18 protein-coding genes and 1 pseudogene are annotated in these 20,853 nt (G+C 34.7%); 11 read left to right on the top strand and 8 right to left on the bottom strand.

Annotated features, from left to right (window positions below):
* Position 1: 1 nt before the first annotated feature.
* Positions 2 to 1,003, bottom strand: a complete 1,002-nt coding sequence (locus BB045_RS03010; protein ID WP_075140461.1) for an LLM class flavin-dependent oxidoreductase — start codon at positions 1,001 to 1,003, stop codon at positions 2 to 4.
* Positions 1,004 to 1,242: 239 nt separating this feature from the next.
* Here BB045_RS03010 and BB045_RS03005 point away from each other — a divergent pair, with 239 nt between their 5' ends.
* From BB045_RS03005 to BB045_RS02990, 4 genes are all read left to right on the top strand, one after another.
* Complete coding sequence (locus BB045_RS03005) at positions 1,243 to 2,436, top strand: NADH-dependent flavin oxidoreductase (protein ID WP_053036132.1); 1,194 nt, start codon at positions 1,243 to 1,245, stop codon at positions 2,434 to 2,436.
* A gap of 230 nt (positions 2,437 to 2,666) precedes the next feature.
* Entirely contained in the window at positions 2,667 to 3,632 is a 966-nt protein-coding gene (gene bioB, locus BB045_RS03000; RefSeq protein WP_053036131.1) for a biotin synthase BioB, read from the top strand.
* 395 nt (positions 3,633 to 4,027) lie between these two features.
* On the top strand, positions 4,028 to 4,234 hold the full coding sequence (locus tag BB045_RS02995) for a hypothetical protein (RefSeq protein ID WP_070581097.1): 207 nt from the start codon (positions 4,028 to 4,030) through the stop codon (positions 4,232 to 4,234).
* A 791-nt stretch (positions 4,235 to 5,025) separates the two neighbouring features.
* Positions 5,026 to 5,229: a hypothetical protein gene (locus BB045_RS02990; protein ID WP_053036127.1), complete on the top strand. Its 204-nt coding sequence runs from the start codon at positions 5,026 to 5,028 to the stop codon at positions 5,227 to 5,229.
* 562 nt (positions 5,230 to 5,791) lie between these two features.
* On the opposite strand, the gene BB045_RS02980 is transcribed toward BB045_RS02990, so the two are convergent.
* Positions 5,792 to 6,220: a hypothetical protein gene (locus BB045_RS02980; protein ID WP_070581094.1), complete on the bottom strand. Its 429-nt coding sequence runs from the start codon at positions 6,218 to 6,220 to the stop codon at positions 5,792 to 5,794.
* Positions 6,221 to 6,356: 136 nt separating this feature from the next.
* Positions 6,357 to 7,775, bottom strand: a pseudogene (locus BB045_RS02975) (anion permease).
* 191 nt (positions 7,776 to 7,966) lie between these two features.
* Here BB045_RS02975 and BB045_RS02970 point away from each other — a divergent pair.
* On the top strand, positions 7,967 to 9,166 hold the full coding sequence (locus BB045_RS02970) for a DUF819 family protein (RefSeq protein WP_033079793.1): 1,200 nt from the start codon (positions 7,967 to 7,969) through the stop codon (positions 9,164 to 9,166).
* A gap of 65 nt (positions 9,167 to 9,231) precedes the next feature.
* On the opposite strand, the gene BB045_RS02965 is transcribed toward BB045_RS02970, so the two are convergent.
* Together BB045_RS02965 and BB045_RS02955 are read right to left on the bottom strand one after the other, a co-directional pair.
* Positions 9,232 to 10,017, bottom strand: coding sequence for a putative hydro-lyase (locus BB045_RS02965; RefSeq protein ID WP_070581089.1), 786 nt, complete (start codon positions 10,015 to 10,017; stop codon positions 9,232 to 9,234).
* Between the two features lie 273 nt (positions 10,018 to 10,290).
* Positions 10,291 to 11,913 (bottom strand): BCCT family transporter, encoded by a 1,623-nt coding sequence (locus tag BB045_RS02955; protein WP_075140460.1) that lies wholly within the window; start codon positions 11,911 to 11,913, stop codon positions 10,291 to 10,293.
* A gap of 218 nt (positions 11,914 to 12,131) precedes the next feature.
* Between BB045_RS02955 and nagA the strand changes: the two genes are divergently transcribed.
* Entirely contained in the window at positions 12,132 to 13,289 is a 1,158-nt protein-coding gene (gene nagA / locus BB045_RS02950; RefSeq protein WP_070581085.1) for an N-acetylglucosamine-6-phosphate deacetylase, read from the top strand.
* A gap of 130 nt (positions 13,290 to 13,419) precedes the next feature.
* The gene (locus BB045_RS02945) at positions 13,420 to 13,668 is read left to right on the top strand and encodes a hypothetical protein (protein ID WP_070581083.1); all 249 of its coding nucleotides are present in this window, start codon (positions 13,420 to 13,422) and stop codon (positions 13,666 to 13,668) included.
* Between the two features lie 68 nt (positions 13,669 to 13,736).
* Here BB045_RS02945 and nagB read toward each other — a convergent pair whose 3' ends face one another.
* Both nagB and BB045_RS02935 read right to left on the bottom strand, forming a co-directional pair.
* Positions 13,737 to 14,465, bottom strand: coding sequence for a glucosamine-6-phosphate deaminase (nagB, locus tag BB045_RS02940; protein ID WP_070581082.1), 729 nt, complete (start codon positions 14,463 to 14,465; stop codon positions 13,737 to 13,739).
* A gap of 24 nt (positions 14,466 to 14,489) precedes the next feature.
* Positions 14,490 to 15,161 (bottom strand): N-acetylmannosamine-6-phosphate 2-epimerase, encoded by a 672-nt coding sequence (locus BB045_RS02935; RefSeq protein WP_070581080.1) that lies wholly within the window; start codon positions 15,159 to 15,161, stop codon positions 14,490 to 14,492.
* A gap of 173 nt (positions 15,162 to 15,334) precedes the next feature.
* Between BB045_RS02935 and BB045_RS02930 the strand changes: the two genes are divergently transcribed.
* Complete coding sequence (locus BB045_RS02930; protein WP_070581078.1) at positions 15,335 to 16,141, top strand: MurR/RpiR family transcriptional regulator; 807 nt, start codon at positions 15,335 to 15,337, stop codon at positions 16,139 to 16,141.
* Positions 16,142 to 16,202: 61 nt separating this feature from the next.
* Here the strand turns inward: BB045_RS02930 and BB045_RS02925 are convergent, their stop codons facing one another.
* Positions 16,203 to 17,066: an ROK family protein gene (locus BB045_RS02925; protein ID WP_075140459.1), complete on the bottom strand. Its 864-nt coding sequence runs from the start codon at positions 17,064 to 17,066 to the stop codon at positions 16,203 to 16,205.
* Between the two features lie 242 nt (positions 17,067 to 17,308).
* Between BB045_RS02925 and BB045_RS02920 the strand changes: the two genes are divergently transcribed.
* The 3 genes from BB045_RS02920 to BB045_RS02910 all read left to right on the top strand — a co-directional run bounded on the left by BB045_RS02920 (position 17,309) and on the right by BB045_RS02910 (position 20,696).
* Positions 17,309 to 18,190: an N-acetylneuraminate lyase gene (locus BB045_RS02920; RefSeq protein ID WP_053036113.1), complete on the top strand. Its 882-nt coding sequence runs from the start codon at positions 17,309 to 17,311 to the stop codon at positions 18,188 to 18,190.
* 51 nt (positions 18,191 to 18,241) lie between these two features.
* On the top strand, positions 18,242 to 19,774 hold the full coding sequence (locus BB045_RS02915; protein ID WP_053036111.1) for a sodium:solute symporter family protein: 1,533 nt from the start codon (positions 18,242 to 18,244) through the stop codon (positions 19,772 to 19,774).
* Positions 19,775 to 19,877: 103 nt separating this feature from the next.
* Complete coding sequence (locus BB045_RS02910) at positions 19,878 to 20,696, top strand: CPBP family intramembrane glutamic endopeptidase (protein ID WP_070581074.1); 819 nt, start codon at positions 19,878 to 19,880, stop codon at positions 20,694 to 20,696.
* The last annotated feature ends 157 nt before the right edge of the window (positions 20,697 to 20,853 follow it).

Raw genomic sequence — 20,853 nt, 5'->3', positions numbered from 1 at the left:
TTTATAAATACGCTTGTGCTATGTGTTCAATCGTTCGACATCGTTGATCGATGTCTGGTAATAGCGGTACGACTAAGACCTCATCGGCCTTAAATTCTTGGATCATTGCGTCCAAGCGGGGTTTCACTTGCTCGATTGTACCAGCTAAGATACGTGCACGGTGCTGAGTTATGACACGTTTATCACGGTCACTTAAGTGGTATTGTCTTGCTGTTTCGATAGATGGGAAGCGATCGAACTCGGCAAATTGACGTTTCCCTAATAACCATACGTCAAGAGCGTGTAGTAGGTCTTGCGCTTCTTCTTCAGTGTCCGTTACAATCGCAAACGTTGTTAACATGACTGTGGGTGACATGTTTAACGCAGTTTGTTGAAAGTGTTCACGATACGTTTCTACTGACGCTTTAGCTGCATCAATCTTATCTTGGCTAGGTAATAAGAATGTTCCTAAGGTGTAGCCCATGCCTTGTGTAGCAGCTAATTTAGCTGAGCGTTGACTCGCACTTAAGAGCCACATTTCTGGATGACGTGATAGGTGAGGTTGACTAATGACTTGTCCTACACGTTGTTCCTCTGGTGCTCGCGTCAAATAATGACGAATATCTTCAATGCTTTGTGAATAATCAAGATAGTCACGTTTGTCCTCATCCATTGCACGTTTGACCACCGCTGTACCTGGATTATTGCCGATACCCAAGTCAACCCGACCAGGATGGAGTGCCTCTAGCATTTTGAAATTTTCGGCCACTTTAAACGGGCTATAGTGAGGCAACATGACGCCACCAGAGCCTAACTTAATGCGCTTCGTTTCCCCTAACAAATGCATCATTAAGAGTTCAGGACTACCACTCGCAAACGCTGGAACATCATGATGTTCTGTTAACCAGAAACGCTTGTAGCCTAAGTCATCAGCGAGTTTCGCAAGTATTGTGGTATCTTGTAAAGCTTGTGTCGCATTCTTGCCTTCATCAATCATGGCGTAATCTAATATATTGAAATCCACTTGACGCTCATCTCCAAAGTTAATTGTTTAGTCCCTTAATTATAATACCCACCACCATTTTAACGTGTTTAGTGAAATTTTGTAGGAATTTAGTTTATACGTCACACAAATGTTCTAATGCTTTTCTTCTTTTCCTGAAAAGGGGGTGTCCAAACAGTTCACAAACAAGTCGATTGAGTAATGTCATAAAGCATGATACTTTGAAAATAATACATAAAGAACGAAAGAGGATGTCATAAATGTCGAAATTCGCACCACTGCTAGAACCTATAACATTACCTAATGGCATTACATTAGCTAATCGATTTGTCCTTTCGCCCATGACGACGAATTCTTCTACTAAAGAAGGCCATATTACAGAGGAAGATATACGTTATGCGAAACGTCGTGCTGATTCAGCAGGATTGCAAGTGACTGGCGCAGCATATATTGAGCCATATGGTCAGTTGTTTGAATATGGATTTAATATATCTGATGATGCCTGCATTCCCGGTTTAAGAAAAGTGGCTCAAGCTATGAAACAAGATGGCCATAAAGCGATAATTCAACTTGCACATGCTGGAAGATTCTCAAATACTGCGATTAAGAATTATGGGGAAGTCTATGGCCCAAGTCCAATGACGTTACACTCTCCAATTAAACATGACGTTTTAGAAATGTCGGTGGAGAAAATTCATGACGTCATACAACAATATGCCGATGCAACATCTCGAGCAATTCAAGCGGGATTTGATGGCGTTGAAATCTCCGTTGCACAACGTTTACTCATTCAAACTTTCTTCTCTAAGTTCTCCAATCAACGACATGATCAATATGGTGTAGATTCGTTAGAGAATCGAGCACGCTTTGGCTTAGAAGTCATGCAGGCAGTACAAAAAGTCATCGATGAAGAGGCACCAAGTGATTTCATATTCGGTTACAGAGCGACACCTGAAGAGACAAGAGGTAGTGATTTAGGCTATACAGTTGATGAATTTAATCAACATTTAGATTGGGTCATGGAAGTCGCAAATATTCATTATTTGGCTATCGCAAGTTGGGGACGCAATATTTATCAGAATAAGACGCGTACACCAGGCGATAATTATGGACGTCGCGTCAATCAGGTCGTATATGAGTATTTAAATGGACGTGTGCCGTTGATTGCGAGTGGTGGTATTAATACACCTGAAACAGCACTAGATGCTTTAAATAACGCTGATATGGTTGGCATGTCATCACCATTTGTCACAGAACCTGACTTCGTTCATAAATTGGCAGAAGGACGTGAAGATGACATTGATTTACATGTACATCCAGATGAATTAGATGAACTTGCCATTCCACATGCGGCGTTTAAGGACATCGTTCAAATGATGGATTACGGAGAAGGTCTGCAGAAGAAAACACGCGATGAATTGCGTAAATTAGAGAAAAATTACGATGAAGAGTAGGGCACAAGGCATAAATCGAATGTGTTAAAAAGATTTGGTTGCCTTGCAATGATGACTAGTACGGAGAATATGTTGATACAGGTTGGGATGTTTTAATACATTCCAGCCTTTTGTTTTGGTTAATTTCTAGCTAAATATTTAATTTTTCACGTTGTTAATGTAAACTTACTTATATATAAAGTTTACATTTAGGTTTTTACGGGATTTTTTAAAGTAAGGAGTTTAACAACATGAGATTAAATTTAGCAGAACGTATCTTAAATCAAGACGTACTAAGTAAAGAAGAAGCTTTAGCATTATTTGAAGATGAAACGATTGATACATTTGAATTATTAAATGAAGCATATATCATTCGGAAACACTTTTTCGGGAAAAAAGTGAAACTCAATATGATATTAAATGCGAAGAGTGGAATTTGTTCAGAAGACTGTGGTTATTGTGGTCAATCGGTGAAAATGAAAGAAAAACAGCGCTATGCGTTAGTTGAACCTGACAAAATTAAAGCTGGTGCACAGGTAGCGACGGAGAATCACATTGGCACATATTGTATTGTTATGAGTGGACGTGGGCCTACAAATAGAGAGGTTGATCATATCTGTGAGACGGTTCATGATATTAAGGCGTTGCATCCTCAACTTAAAATTTGTGCATGTCTAGGGTTAACGAATGAAGCACAAGCTGAGAAGTTAAAAGAAGCGGGTGTAGATCGCTATAATCATAATTTAAATACGAGTGAACGTTACCATAGCGAAGTCGTGACGACACATACATATGAAGATCGTGTACGTACGGTTGAAATCATGAAAGCGAATCACATCTCACCATGTTCTGGTGTGATATGTGGGATGGGGGAAACGAATGAGGATATTATTGATATGGCATTTGCGTTGAAGGAAATTGACGCTGATAGTATTCCGATTAATTTCTTACATCCAATCAAAGGGACAAAATTTGGCGGACTCGATTTGTTATCACCGATGAAATGTTTGAGAATTATCACGATGTTTCGACTCATCAATCCATCTAAAGAAATACGTATTGCAGGTGGGCGTGAAGTCCATTTACGTTCTTTACAAGCCATCTCATTAAAAGCAGCCAATTCCATCTTTGTAGGTGATTATCTGATTACAGGGGGACAACCGAATGAACTCGATTATCAAATGATTGAAGATCTAGGATTTGAGATTGATGGGTAATTTAGGAAGACTTTGATATTTGATAAGATAAAAGAGAATAATATTTGGAAAAGGATAAAAATAACATGTCATCTAAACAATCATAATTTGGAGATAAACGTTGGCATAAAATTTTATTAATAGTAGTGGGTATATTGGCATTCTGTATATTTTATTTTGTAATGGGTGTTAATGTGTCATATGCATTAATGTTTTTATATGCGCCACTTACTATAGGCATAGTTAATTTAGGCAAACTTAGAGAAAAAGACGACAGAAATCACTGAATTACGAATTAATAATATAACCCCATATATTGTCCTTGTTAAATGATTAAATGTAAGTGATGAGACGACTATCACTAAACATAAACGTTATCGTAGAATTCTCACTTATTAGGAATGGGGCGAGGACAAATGGAAAAGAAATTTGAAAAGATCTTATTAGATAATACAATATTTAATAAAAAAGAATTTATGGAAAAATACAATCCATGGGAACAAGAGAGAGGTACACATCTTATTAATAATTATTTAAAGATAATGGATAAAGAGAATGAATCTAGTTATTTTACTGGTGATTTCAATTACAACAGTGAAAACTTTTCGTGGTTAGCTATATAAGAAGAGTTAGAAAATAAATATTTAAAAACAAATAATAGAAATCAATTTCCTAAAAATATACATTATGATTTACCAAACCAAATACATGGAGATATTGATAAATCAACAATTTTTCAATGCTTACTTAATCCTAATATTGCTATTTTGGATAATAAAAATGAACCTGAAAATCTAGAAGATTTTTTTTATGAATTTGAAATCACAGATACTGGGGATTTAAGTGCAAAATTCTCAAACTATTCAAATGACGAAAGAATTAAAGAGCATATTGTGGATACTGAAAGCTCAATGTTAAGTAAAAAGCTATTGAACTTAATAAAATTAGATGAATCCAATTTCAAAGAATTAATGAGGGTGTAAAAAAATTAACGAATAGGTTTTATTATTTAGGCGAGTATTTTTATCCTCTGTTAACAAGTGATAACGAGAATACTAAAGTTTTTCGAAAGCTAAAAAAAGAGTTAGATAAAGAAGAGAATTATTATACAGTAAAAGAGAATGCTGAAAAATTAAAGACGTGTAATCTTGAAATTTTTCCATTTCGTTCGAAAGAACCCAAATTAGGTTTTGGAAAAAATAACTTCGGTAGAGAGCTAGTTGAAACAGAAGTAAATACGGTACTATTAGGTGCTCGTATTATTTTAAGAAGAATAGCATTATATCTTCAAGGTGATTTAAGCAATAAAGTCTAACCTATATTCATCTTTAGAAGATATGATTTAGTATGGAAAAATCTTATTGAGACGGTATTAAAAAATGATTGTAGAGTTAATGATGAGGATACTAAAGAAATGTTAAAAGAAATTGAAGATGAATATTTTTATTTCTTTAAAAGTAGACATAATAATAAGGTTTCAAGTGGAAAAATATCAAAAGGTAATTTGAAAAAAAGCGATAATAGCGTAAGTAAACGTCAGAGAAATTTGACAGAAGAAGAATTTTTAAATTTAAAAAGTAACCATGACACGCTTATTTTGGAAAATAATGAAGAATAAAACAAAACCACTTATCTATCAATGTAACTAGATAAGTGGCTTCTATTATTTTATAAACGTTCTATGTTTTCACGTACTTTGTGAGCATCAGATGCTGCATAACGTACTTTACGATTTGCTTCAGAGACCTCTCTGTCTTTCAAAAGAACGGTATGTGATTGGGAAGAAAGAAAATGAAGAGTGCGCAAAAAAACGCCATTACCGATTAAGGTAATGACGGCGCTAATAATTGTAAGGTGCATATTTGCACACCACAAAATTGTATTTTCTTATTTTTTAATAAATTTAAGAACGAGTTTAAACTTGCATTTGAAGCACTGATTTTGGCTTTTCTAGATTCACGTGCAGCAAGTTCAGCAGCGTATCTAGAAGCTAAAACATCTGAATTTGTATTTGGTCATTTGGCTTTATAATATAGTCTTGTTTGGCTTCTAATCTTGATTGATGTTCTTCAAGCTCAAATAGGTTAATTGCCTCTTTTATGTTGTCAGCACGATATGTAAGAAAATAATCATACATTTTAGATGTAGTATAAGTATTACAATATTTCTCTGGAATACGTTTATATATCTATTTCATTTAAAACAGTTGCTACTTCATTTTTAACTTTATTGGCTTCATTAATTCTATTAATTGAAGAAGTAAAATGATTTTTATGAATTAATCTATTACGTGTAAACGAGTATTTCATAGAGTTGAGAAAAGCAGGATTATTTTTAGAATATTTTTTAATTCTGATGAAATATATTATATACACTATTAAACCAAGTAGTACATATCTCAATTTTAAATAAATAGATGATAATAATAAGAAAAATAATATAAAAATAACTAATCGATATATTAATGCATATCTACGTATAATTTTAATTACTTTATCTCTAATATAGATATTTTCTTCATCAATTATATTATTATGTTCATTTACCATTTGACTAGCCTTAATACATAACGCTAAGGCTTTTAGAGTGCTTTCTTGAGGTTCATTCATAGTTATCACTTTTATTCTGTAATAAGTATTTAGATAAATTCATTATATCGTTAATGTTTATAAAATAAATAGAAAATTCTGAAAAATTTCGTAAAGAAAAACTCTTACTTGTACAAGTTTCTCTCCCTTAATATAGTTACATCAATCCTATCAGTTTCATCCATAATGAACCTAAACCGAGCCAGATTACAAAGTACACAATGCCTAAGGCTAGGTTCATGAGCCACCAACGTTTCTGACTAACGTAACCAGCTGCATAAAGAATAGGCGCAGGGCCACTACTGTAGTGTGTTGTAGAGGCCATTAAGTTACCAAAGAAACCAAGCATTAATGCACTAAATAACGGTGGTACACCTGCAGCAACGGCTACGCCAAGTAATGCTGCGTACATTGCACTGACGTGAGCGGTTGAGCTGGCAAATAAATAATGTGAATAGAAATAGAAGATTATTAGAATAACAAGGACGACTGGCCAACTTAGACCGCCTATACTGTTTGCGATAGTATGGCTTAACCATGGAATAAAGCCTAATTGATTCAGTTGATCTGCCATCATCACTAACACTGAGAACCACACTAATGTATTCCAAGCGCCAGTTTCATTTAAAATATCTTTCCAATCTAATACGCCTGTAATAAGTAATAAAGATAATGCGATAAACGCAGTTAATGTTGCGTCTACACCAATAAAGCTACCTACTAACCAAAGTAGTAATGCGATAATAAATACACCAATCATGAATTTTTCGGCTTTAGCAATTGAACCCATATCAGCTAATTCATTTTCGGCCCAATCTTTCGCATCAGGTGTTTCTTTGACTGTTGGCGGATACATTTTATAAATAATAAATGGTATGACGATAAGTGACACAATGCCAGGAACGATGGCTGCTAAGAACCAGTTCATCCAAGTAACGTGAACATGTGCAGTCTTCTCAGCTAAGTTCTGAGCAAGTGGGTTACCGGCCATTGCAGTTAAGAACATCGCGGCAGTAATAAGGTTGCCATGAAATTCAGTGAATATTAAAAATGACCCCACCTTACGCTCAGTACCTTGTTTCGGATCAGAATCAAATGATTTAGAAAGCGACTGAATGATTGGAAACATAATCCCACCTGCGCGAGCAGTATTACTAGGTGTTGCTGGTGCTAAAATCAAATCCACACCGACAAGTGAGTATGCTAGACCGAGTGTCTTCTTTCCAAATAATCTTACGAACTGAAGTGCGATACGACGGCCGAGTCCAGTTTTAACGAATCCTCTAGAGATAAAGAATGCCATTGCAATCAACCAAATACTTGGATTACCGAAACCTTGAACGGCAGTCTTTGTATCGATAACACCAACTAAAACGGTTAGTGTGAACCCTATGATCGATACGGCACCAATAGGCATAGGTTGTGTGATACAGCCGATAATGGTACCTACGAATATAGCAAACATTAGCTATGCATCCAGACTTAATGATTCAGGTCTGAAAGGGGCTAGCACAGCTATAAGTATGCCTATGACTAGAGGTAATATAAATTTTATATATTTAACAGAGTTATTCATCTAGAAACCTCCTTTCCAAATTTCGAACATTTTCATACATAGAATAGTCCTATTTTTTAGCAATGTACAGAGCATTTTTACGTTTAATTGAGAATTATTATCAGTAGATTATAACGTTATAAAAATGGCATAGAATATCGAAATTAAATTATGAATAGTATAAAATATTACTAAAGAAGGGGGATGGGATGATGTTTACAATAGGGACATTAATCGCAAAAGATGATACGTGGATATTATGGGCCATAATTATAGTTTGGGCGACAGTCAGTATCTTCTTAGAACAGAAATATCAATGGGCAAGCACCATTTCAGGTGCCATCATTGCTTTAGTAGGGGCTATGTTATTATCCAATTTTAAGATTATCCCGACTGAATCGCCGGTTTATGATACAGTATGGGATTACGCGGTACCAATATCAATTCCTTTATTATTGTTCAGTTCTAATATTTTAAAGATTTGGAAGGAAAGTCGTCGATTATTATATATCTTCTTAATTGCATCAGTTGGAACATTGATGGGGACAACGGTAGGATTTATTTTACTTCATCAATGGATTCCATATTTAGCAAAAATTGGCGCGATGATGACAGGAAGTTATATAGGAGGTGGCGTGAACTTTGCAGCTTTAAGCACGAAGTTTAAAACGCCGAGTGACATGATTTCATCAACAGTCGTTGCAGATAATAGTGTCATGGCATTGTACTTTATGTTGTTGATTGCAATACCGTCTTTACCTATTATAAAAAGATGGTTTAAGACAGATTATCAAACTGAGTCAACACCAGAAACGCAACAATCTTATTGGCAACCGAAGCAAATTCAATTATTAGATATTGCACTTTCGATAGCGATTGCAGTGGCATTAGTAGCAATCAGTTTTAAATTATCTGAGGTCATTCAACATGTGATACCGCAGTCTAATGTCCTACTTACGATACTGGTTTCTTTCTTTGGCGATCAATACCTGTTACTTACAACACTTACATTATTGGCAGTGGCTATTTGGGGAGATTTCTTTGATAAATTAGCCGGTTCTTCAGAAATTGGAACATTTATTATTTACATATTCTTTGTAGTGATAGGAACACCTGCTTCATTTATGACGATTATAAAAACAGCACCACTATTATTTGTCTTTGTGATGATTATATTAATTTTCAATCTAGGTTTAAGTTTAATACTAGGAAAGTTATTTAACTTTAAGATTGAAGAAATACTGTTGGCAAGTAATGCTACTGCTGGTGGTCCTACAACGGCAGCAGCTTTAGCTATCAGTAAAGGATGGCAAGGTCTTGTTGGACCGATACTAATTATAGGTACATTGGGTTATGTCATAGGGAACTATGCGGGCACACTTATTTATCAACTTTTAATACACATTGGATAATATAAATACATAAAGGGAGATATCTCAGCATAATTTTTAGCTGCGTATCTCCCTTTTTTAAAAAATTAATCATTTAATTCGCTATCTTTAATATCTGTAATAAACATGTGTCCGGGTGAGTGTGTAATCATTAACTTAGGTTTGGCATCAAGTGCAACAGATTGCGGTGTCACGCCACATCCCCAAAAGACTGGAACTTCGTTAGGTTTGATTGTGACAGCTTCTCCATAATCAGGCTTATCGATATCAGTGATTCCTAGTTCTTCTGCTGTGCCAATATGGATTGGCGTGCCATGAACATTCTTAAAATGTGAAGTGATTTCTGTTGCCTTAATCGCTTGATTCATAGTCATAGGACGCATACTAACTGTGATATTACCTTTAAAGTATCCGCTTGAATGTGCTGGTATATTTGTACGATACATCGGTACATTATGACCCTCTTCAATATGACGTACAGGTAAGCCAGCTTCCAACATGGCATGCTCAAAAGTGAAACTACAACCAATTAGAAAGCTAACCATATCTTCTGTATAAAGGTCAGTGATATCATCAACTTCTTTAATCAATTGACCATGTTCATAAATACGATATTTCGGAACTTCAGTGCGTATATCTGCATTAGGCCCATAATATGGAAAGGAATGTGCGCCAATTTCTGACACATCTAAGAGTGGGCAAGTCTTTGGATTTCTAAAACAAAACTTTAAAAAATCATAAGCATATTTCGATGGCAATATAACCACATTAGCTTGTATATAACCCTCTGCCATACCGCTTGTGTGACCGACAAGTTCTCCATCTCGAATTAATTGACGTAAGACTTCAGGTGATGCCTGTTTGTAATTCATTATAATCCCCCTTGTTTCCTCTTAATGATAGAAAGTGCTTATTACTACAATATTTTAAAATTACATATATGACAAGAGCAGTCTATGCGCTATTTATTAAAAAGTTTGTATGCTAAAGTGATCGAACTATTCACAAATATTGGTAATAAACAATATAAACTTACAATAACCCAATTATCATCTACGCGATAAATGACAAATTATAGTATGAATAAAAATGTACTTATGATTAGTCCAATTAAAGGCAGTAAATTAAAGTACAGATCCATATTGTTATTTTTCTTCATTGTTTTGTTCCTTGCCTTGTTCCTTTTCATTAGATTTATTATGATCTTCTCGTTGTTCTAATGGAATAGAATAATCTTTGTCATCATCAATATAAGACATTTGGAAGTACTTCGTATGTTCTCTGCGAAGCGCACGCATAATAGAAAGTGTCATTAGTAATAGAATGATAGAGAATGGTAATCCTGTTACAACGGATGCAGTTTGTAAACTCGTCAAACCACCTGCAATCGTCATTGCAACTGAAATAGCGCCGATGAGCAATCCCCAAATCACTTTATGTTTCACCTTTGGATTCTCGCTACCTCCTGTTGCCATGCCAGCAACAATATGTGTTGTTGAGTCTGCACTTGTCACTATGAGTAAGAATATTAAGACGACTGCTAGTATGCTCATAATATCAGCTAATGGAAACTTTGATAGTAATTCAAATAAAGCAACTGTGTAATCTTTATCTACTAATTTAGCGATGTTATCGCCACCCATAGCAACCTTAACGGCCATACCGCCAAATCCTGCAATCCATACGAATGAAATGAGTGGAGGTACGATTAAAACACACATGATAAATTCACGAATTGTACGTCCACGAGATACACGAGCGACGAATCCTCCTATGAATGGTGACCATGAGATTACCCATGCCCAGTAAAAGACAGTCCATTGTTGTATCCAAGCATTATTGCCAGAATATGGATTGATACGTAAGCTATATTCAACAAAGTGTCTGATATAGTCTCCGATTGCTAGAGTATAAGATTCAAAGATGAATTTTAAGTCTCCAAAGATAAGCATGAAAAGTAGTAAAACAGCGCCTAAAGTAATATTGATGTTACTTAGCCATTTAACGCCTCGATTTAATCCAGTTATCGCAGAACCTAAGAAAATACAAACCATGAGTACCGTAATTGCAATTTTTGTAACGTTATTATTTGGTACATGGAAGACATGATTCAATCCACCACTAATTTGCATGATACCAAGACCTATAGAAGTGGCAATCCCCATAACTGTAGCTATAATTGCTAAAATATCAATCACATTTCGAAATGGACGTTTGTAAGCTTGACCAAAGACAGGTTCCATTGCTGTAGAAATTAAACCATCTCGCTTCTTTCTAAATTGAAAATATGCCACGATAAGTCCAGCCATGGCGAAGATAGACCATTGTGAAATACCCCAATGGAAGAAGGTATAGCCCATAGCTACACGCGCTGACTCTGCTGATTGATTCGGAACATCTTTTGGAAACGGTGAGTGAAGGTAATGTGTGAGTGGTTCAGCAACACCCCAGAATACAATACCGACACCAAGTCCCGCAGAAAATAACATACCTAACCATGATAAAAATGAAAATTCAGGTTCTTCATCATCACTGCCTAATTTGAAACGACCGTAACGAGAAATTGCTAACGAGATTAAAAAGATATCTAAAATAAATATAATAAGTAAGAACAGCCAACCAAATGAATTAGAAATAAAATTATAAATATGCTGTGCATAGACGCCAAATGCTTTAGGAAAGAATCCGGCCATAGCAGTAATAAGTACAATGATGGTTACGGATATCACATATACTAAATAATTGTTTTTCTTTCGCTTGTCATTCATTGTTCAATTAAGTCATCCTTTATATTTTATTTAGTTTGAGTATACCTATAATATAAAATATTTTCAAAATTCAATTTTTTTGAAATATCTTGATTTCTAAGTAATAGTGTTCTGTTTTGAAAACTTTTTCCAAAAGAGAAAATTGGCTAAATACGACCTAATGAAATGCTATAATTGAGATGAAAATTTGAAGAATTAAATAGAAAAGAAGGTATATCATGTCAACAAACTATGTCATTACAAATGGTAAAATTTATACGGAAAAGCAAGTTATTGAAAATGGATATCTTGTAGTAGAAGATGGCAAAATAAGTGATATTCAACAAGGAACGTATACTGGAGAATTAGAACAAGTCGACGTGAAAGGTCAAAATGTATTACCAGGTTTCATAGATATTCATATTCATGGTGGTTATGGCGAGGATGCAATGGATGCTTCTTATGAAGGTTTGAAACATTTGGCTGAACAGTTATTATCAGAGGGAACGACAACATTTTTAGCAACGACGATGACACAATCTGATGTTAATATTGAAAAGGCATTGAAAAATATTGTGGCATATCAAGCTGATCAACAACGAGGAGAAGCGGCTGAAGTAGGTGGTGTTCATTTAGAAGGTCCATTTATTTCAGAGCATAAAGTTGGCGCTCAAAATCCTAAATATGTGCAACGTCCGTCAGCGTCTAAGATTCAACATTTCCAAGAAATTGCGAATCAGCAAATCAAAATTATTACCTTTGCGCCTGAAGTTGAGGGTGCACATGATACACTAAATCAATTACATGAAGATATTATTTTTTCAATGGGGCATACTGTGGCAACATTTGATCAAGCGAATGAAGCGGTCGACCATGGTGCTAAACACGTAACACATCTATATAATGCTGCTACACCATTTGAACATCGCGATCCAGGTGTCTTTGGTGCGGCGTGGACGAATGAACAATTAAATACGGAAATTATAGTTGATGGTATTCATTCACATCCTGCTTCTGTACATATTGCTTATAAGCAAAAGGGAAATGAACACATGTATCTCATCACAGATGCAATGCGTGCGAAAGGGATGGAAGACGGTGAATATGATTTAGGCGGACAGAATGTCATCGTTAAAGGAAAAGAGGCTCGCTTAGCAAGTGGCGCTTTAGCAGGTAGCATCTTGAAAATGAATGACGGTTTGTATAATTTAATTGAATATACACATGATTCATTAGAGAATTTATGGCGAGTAACGAGTTTGAATCAAGCCATTGCATTGAAAATTGATGACCATAAAGGTAGTTTAGCAATCGGTAAAGATGCTGATATCGTTGTGGTACATGATACGATTCGTATTGATAAAACAATTAAATCAGGAGTTGTACATCAATATTAAAAAAAGTGGTTGATGTAGTTATTATAAATTCTCTCTAACCTCTATTCGCGTTTAAAGATATACATTCTAGTGTATATATGTAGTAAATGTTTGATACGAAACTCGAGCGACGGAAGAGAGGTGTCCATTCATGAATAATGATTTCAGATTCCCTAACGCTAAGCATTTCTTTAGTTGGTTAGCATGGTTATCTATTATTGCTTTAACCGCATTAATCCTACTTAATTTAATCGTTTATAGCACATTCAAAAGTTTTAATAATTTTACTTTAGCATTTGAATTTCACCAAACAGAATTAATATTCTTAATTACTTTCTCAGTAATTGCGGTTATTAGTATTATTATGTATTTAATTTTAAAACTATTTAAACATTCATAAAATGAAAAAACAGAAAGTGGATTGGCTATCAATCCACTTTCTGTTTTCTATTTTATTTGGGTAGTCAACTATAAATGTTTGAAAATAGTGTCATCAACAATGATTTCTACATTAGGATGTTGGTGCAAGATAGATGCAGGTAATGACTCAGTTGTTTCACCATTCAAGAGTTGATGAATTGCATCACGTTTACGTTCTCCAAATGCTAATAAGATGATTCGTTTCGCACGCATAATAGAGTTCAATCCCATAGAAACGGCTTGTTTAGGCACATCATCAATATGATCAAAATGAACACTGTTAGCATTAATCGTTGATTCAGTTAAATCAACCACACGCGTTTCACTTTCAAAAGATGTGCCAGGCTCATTGAAGCCGATATGTCCATTTTCACCAATACCTAATAACTGAATGTCCGGTTGATCAATTTGTTTCAATTGATTCTCATAACGACGTGCCTCACGCTCTAAATCATCAACATGGCCTTGAGGAATATGAATGTTATCGGCATTCCAACTAGCATTGTGATCAAATAATAATTGATGCATATACGTATGATAACTTTGAGCATGTTCAGGTGCTAACCCTACATATTCATCTAAATTAAATGTTTGAACTTTTGCTAAATTTACTCGATTAGCCAATGCTAATTCTGAGAAGCGTGGGTAAACATCTGTCATCGTGCCACCAGTAGCAAGCCCTAATATAGCATCAGGCTTATCTTTAATTAACTTCAATAGTTCAATTGCAACATAATCACTCCCTAATTTTTTATCTACTAAGTTCGTTATCTTCATGATTTACGCCTCCAAATTAAGCAATTATTTTTGTTGGACAGCTTCTATAAAACGTTCAGTGATTTGTTTAGGACGTGTAATTGCGCCACCGACAACTGTACAATGTACGCCTAAGTCACTTACCTTTTTATACATTTCAGGTGTAATGACATTACCTTCTGCAATAACTTTCGCGTTGACCTTTTCTAATACTTCTTTTAAAAATTCAAAATCATTTTCAAAGAGAATGTGTCCCTTTGTATAAGACGTATACCCACGTAATGTTGTGCCAATGTAATCAAAGTTTAAATGATCTGCATTGATGGCTTCTTCAACAGTTGAAATATCCGCCATAATTTCAACGTGGGGTGCTTTCTCTCGAATGTAATGAACTAATTCTTCAAGGGACTCCTTAGGACGTGTTTGCGTTGTCGCGTCTAAAGCAATTACTTCACATCCACTTTCAATTAGTTCATCCACCTCTTTAGAAGTTGCTGTAATAAATACATTAGAACCTTCATAATCTCGTTTTACAATTCCGATAACCGGTAGTGATACTTCTTCTCGAATCGCTAAAACATCTTCTTTAGTATTCGCACGTATACCAACCGCTCCACCTTGAAAAGCTGCTAGAGCCATCTTTGACATAATAAATGATGAGTGTAATGGTTCGTCAGGTAACGCCTGACATGACACGATTAATCCATTTGGTAACATTTTTAAACACGCTCCGTCTTTTTCAAAATTGTAAATAGAAATAGTATTTATAATTGATTCGTTTATTCATTCATATCATAACATTAAGAAAATATTTATCAATTTATAATTGGTAATTGAAAAATATTTTCAAATATAATACAGTTTAACTAACTTAATTACGAGGTGTTGTCATGAAATTTGAAAATCGTATTCAAAGAAGTCGTCATTTATTAACGAAAATGGATAAAAAAATTATTGAATATATACAAACACATGAACTTGATGAAAATTTCTCTACAATTAATTCCTTAGCTTATGCTATCGGGACATCACCAGCTACCATTACAAGATTTAGTGGGAAATTAAATTATGCCAACTTTCAAGATATGAAGTTTAATTTGCAACACGAAAAATCAGAAAAGGTAGTAGAAAATGCACCGCTTGTTCAGCTTATTCATCGTTATCATCAAAACATTATCCAACAAACGGGTGAATTTATTTCCGAGGAAAAGATTAAACGTCTAGCACACAATTTAAAAACGTGTAGACAAGTCAATTTCGCAGGATTAGGAAGTTCAGGATTAACGGCAAGTGAATTTTACTATCGCACAATGCGTATGGGTATCAAAGGTTCTGTATCAACAGATGCGCACCAAATGAAGATATCGGCGTCGCTACTTTCATCACGGGATATGTTTGTCGCTATTTCAAATAGTGGGGAAACCTTAGAATTAATTGAAGCTGCGAAGATTGCTCGCAATCAAAGGGCGTATGTCGTAGTCATAACAAATTTCGAAGGTAGTGCGCTTACTAAGAATGCAGATTTAGTATTAATTACGACGGCTCAATCAAGTAACAATGATTCAAAATTCATCAACTCACAAATCGCAACACTATTTTTATTAGATATCGTGAGTTATTTATTATTGAATGACACACATATGCACCAAGTATATCAACAAACACGAGACGTCATTTTAGGAAATGAGAAGGAATGAGTGAGGAGTGGGACAGAATTCGTTATGAATTCAGTGTCCCACGCCTATCTAGATCCAGCCGTTATTTAGTGATTGCGCCGAATAAAGCAGCATGATTCTCTGTTTGAGTTGTTTGAATCTTAGCAATGCCATAGTCTGAGGGTAAATAATGATGAATTTTAGGTTCTATATATTTGAGAAGTGTTTCACCTTGAGATGAAATACCGCCGCCAATAAGAATCAAGCTTGGATCATAAATAATTTGAATTTGAGCAATACCTTCTGCAATATAATTACTCCATTCATTGAGAATATTAAGTGCTTCTTCATTACCATCTTCTGCTAGATTAAATAATCTAGGTACATCCGTACCATGTTCAAATTGATGTTTAGTCATTAAATCTTTAAGAGCTGATGTTGAGGCACGTTGTTCAAATGTTTTACCATCTTCTTCACGATAAAGTAAGTAACCAATTTCATTGGCACGGTGACGCGAACCTTGATAAATGCCAGAAGCTTCACTGTAAAATGCACCACCAATACCTGTCCCCAAAGTTAAACAGAATATATTATCTTCTTCATAATGATGGAGTTTAAGTTCCCCTAACAATGCCGCATCCACATCATTATAAACAGCGATATCAGACGATAAATCTTTGAAGACTTCGAAGAATTGTGTACCGTCATAATTAGGAATGGTTGGCCCCGTATAAATAATTTGACCTAAATCTGAATCGACGACACCAGCACTTGAAATACCAATAAATGGATTTTTAAGTTGATATTGTTTCATAAATGCTGCTACTAATTGATATGTTTCATCTACAATTTGCACATTAATATTATCTGGCGTTTTAATCTTTTTATAATCAATCATTTCTAGGTCATCATTAATGACTGCCACTTTAATATTTGTTCCACCTATATCTATAGCTATTTTATACATTGAGGTACCTCCTTAGTCGTTTTTATTATAACGACACTTCAAATTAAAGTAATCGTCATCATTCTTTTTGAAAAATATTTTCATCAAATTCGCAATATTTTGTTAAATATTTTCAAAAATAGTTGTTTAAGAAAATGATAACGTTTACAATTCGAGGTGTAAATAGAAATTTATTGTAATTGAATTTATCTCAAAGTTTATAAAAATGAATTTGAATAAAAATTGATTTGGAGGAACATGACATGGAAGATAAATTAAAAGGATTATACGCCGCATTACTTGTACCGTTTGATGAACATGGACAAATAAAAGAAGAAGGATTAAAGCAAATTGCTAAAAATGCGATTGAGACTGAGAAACTTGATGGCTTATATGTGAATGGTAGTTCTGGGGAGAACTTCTTAATTAGTAAAGAACAAAAGAAACAAATTTTTAGAGTAGTGAAAGAAACTGTTGGAGACGATGTGAACTTAATTGCGCAAATTGGATCATTAGATTTAAATGAAGCGATTGAACTTGGGAAATACGCAACAGAACTAGGTTATGATGCGCTATCAGCAGTGACACCATTCTATTATCCATTCTCTTTTGAAGAAATTAAGCAATATTATTTCGACATTATCGAAGCAACACAAAACAATATGATTATTTATGCGATTCCTGACTTAACAGGTGTCAATATTAGCATCGAACAATTTGGCGAGTTATTTAATCATGAAAAAGTTGTAGGCGTGAAATACACTGCACCGAACTTCTTCTTATTAGAACGTATCCGTAAGGCATTTCCTAATAAACTCATATTATCTGGATTTGATGAAATGCTAGTGCAAGCGATAATTTCAGGTGTCGATGGAGCAATTGGTTCAACATACAATGTGAATGGTCGCCGTGCACGACAAATATTTGATTTAGCACGAGAAGGCAAAATTGCTGAAGCATATCAAATACAACATGATACGAATGACATCATCGAAACGGTATTAAGTATGGGCATTTACCCTACATTAAAAGAAATATTAAAAGCGCGTGGTATCGATGGCGGATTGCCTAAACGTCCATTCCGACCATTTGATGAAAGACATCGTGATGCATTGGACACATTAATTAAGAAATACGATTTATAGACAAACTGAGAATATTTAACAACAGAATATGTAACACAAGGGGTGTTGATTATGCATCAAGTCGGTTTTGGGGCATGGAATTGGGTAGCTGTTATTGGTTATCTTGTCATTATGTTATTAATTGGAGCGTACTTTACTAAAAGGGCTGGTAAAGATACGGATAGTTTCTTCACGGCAAGTGGTCGTTTGCCTTCGTGGGCCATTGGGTTCTCGATTTATGCGACGACTTTAAGTGCCATTACCTTTATGTCTACACCGGAAAAGGCATTTTTAACAGATTGGGCATACATCGCTGGTAATATTGCGATTGTCGCAATTATTCCAATTTTAATCGCATTTTATGTACCATTCTTTAAAAAGTTACGCGTAACATCAGCGTACGAATATTTAGAAGCGCGTTTTGGACCAAGTATACGTGTCATCGGTTCATTATTATTTGTCATTTTCCATTTAGGACGCATAGCGATTGTTATTTATTTACCAACATTAGCAATCACAGCTGTATCTGATATGAATCCATTCATCGTAGCTAGTTTAGTGGGTATTTTATGTATTCTTTATACTTTCTTAGGTGGATTCGAAGGCGTTGTATGGAGCGATTTTATCCAGGGTGTTATTTTACTTGGTGGCGCATTAATGATAATTATCATCGGTGCTTTTGAAATCAAAGGTGGTTTCGGCACAATTGTCAGTGATGCAATTGCCAATAAGAAGATTATTAGTGTAGATAACTGGAAATTAAATAGCGCAGCGGCAGCGATTCCGATTATCTTCCTTGGAAATATCTTTAACAATTTACACCAATATACTGCGAGTCAAGATGTTGTTCAACGTTATCAAGCATCTGACTCTATGGATGAAACGAAGAAATCGTTATGGACAAATGGTGTTTTAGCGTTAATCTCTGCACCTATTTTCTATGGAATGGGAACTATGATGTATTCTTTCTATCAACATGAACAGGTATTGCCTAAAGGATTCAATACATCATCTATCGTGCCTTACTTCATTCTAACTGAAATGCCACCATTCGTGGGCGGATTACTGATTGCAGCTATATTTGCGGCTGCACAGTCGACGATTTCATCAAGCTTGAACTCTATCTCTGCTTGTATTTCTGAAGATATTAAACATCGCTTCTTTGGAAAAGGGGCAGATAAATCAGAAGTTAACTTTGCACGATTAGTCATTGTTGTGGCAGGCTTATTAAGCTATGGTATTTCAATTTACTTAATTGCTGCTGATTCAAACAATTTATGGGATTTATTCTTATTGATCACTGGATTATTTGGTGTACCATTAGCTGGTATCTTTGCATTAGGTATCTTTACGAAACGTGCGAATACATTTGGTGTCTTAGTAGGATTAATTGCAGGTGTAATCATTGCATACCTACTAAATGGCGTTGGTGGAGGTAACTCACCATTCTACGTATCAATCATTTCATTCGTCGTTGCTTTCGTCTTCGGATATTTAGTAAGTCTTGTCGTACCATCTAAAAATGCAAAAGATATTACTGGGCTAACTATATTTGATAAAGATAAACCATCAACATATATTTCTAAAGTAATAGAGAAAAAATAATATTTAGTATACGAGTTGGACATCATTGATTGTTCGACTCGTATTTTATATCTTTAACATTGTGCTAATATAATAATAATTATAAAAAGATAGGGGTATTATCATGAAAATATTGAAAATTGCAGGTATATTCTTATTAGCACTACTTATCATGGTCGTTACACAAGGCATTGCATCCATCTTTAGTGATTTAATTCCATTTCTAGGTATAGGCGCTATTTTACAAGGGATTTTATATATCATTTTTGCTTTTTTAGTCGTTCGATTATTCATTAAACGTGTATTAAAAGATCGCTTGAGCGCATATCGTATAACAACACCTAAGTTTAATAAACTCTATGTGATATTAGGCTTAAGCTTACCAATAGTAGTTTATGGCATTTGTTTCATTTTTGTTCCAGGTGATTTTACTGTGCACCACTTTGGTAATTTAAATGATATGTTGCATTCATTTTTCTGGTCTATCTTTGTAACAGCCTTAGGTGGCGCGGTCGTTGAAGAAATGGTATGCAGAGGTTTATTGATGGGGTACATTGAGAAGAAGACGAACATTAAGATTGCCATTATTTCCACGGCAATATTTTTTGGAGCAATCCATTTATTAAATGGTGGGTTAAATGTAAGTAGTTTCTTCTTATTATTAATTAGCGGTTCACTAGTAGGCATCATGTTCGGTTTGGCAACTTATAAATTCAATACGATTTGGGCAAGCATTACACTACATTTTTGTTGGAATTTATCCCAACTTTTACTTATCACGGAAAAGGAAAGTCAGTATAGTATTTGGCAATATGTCGTACATACGAACAACATAGCCATCACAGGCAATCAATTTGGTTATGAAGCATCCATTATATCTATCGCAGGATACATAGGCGTTATTTTTATTTTACTAATGATTAAACATAGAGGTATTCAATAGAAGGGTTCAGATTTCTAAAGAGTGATATTCTCTCATGAAATTAGGCATAGTAAACAAGTTACTTTAAAAGTAGTTGTTATTTTACATGGTTTATTTAAATTATTTATGTATTTGCTTATACTAAAATAAGGAAAGAATTACTTACATTATAAAGGAG

Origin of the sequence: Staphylococcus sp. MB377, from assembly GCF_001922505.1 — a bacterium.
GTDB lineage: Bacteria > Bacillota > Bacilli > Staphylococcales > Staphylococcaceae > Staphylococcus > Staphylococcus haemolyticus.
The sequence above is the reverse complement of the archived record's forward strand: the minus strand, read 5'-3'. Positions and strand labels throughout refer to the sequence as shown.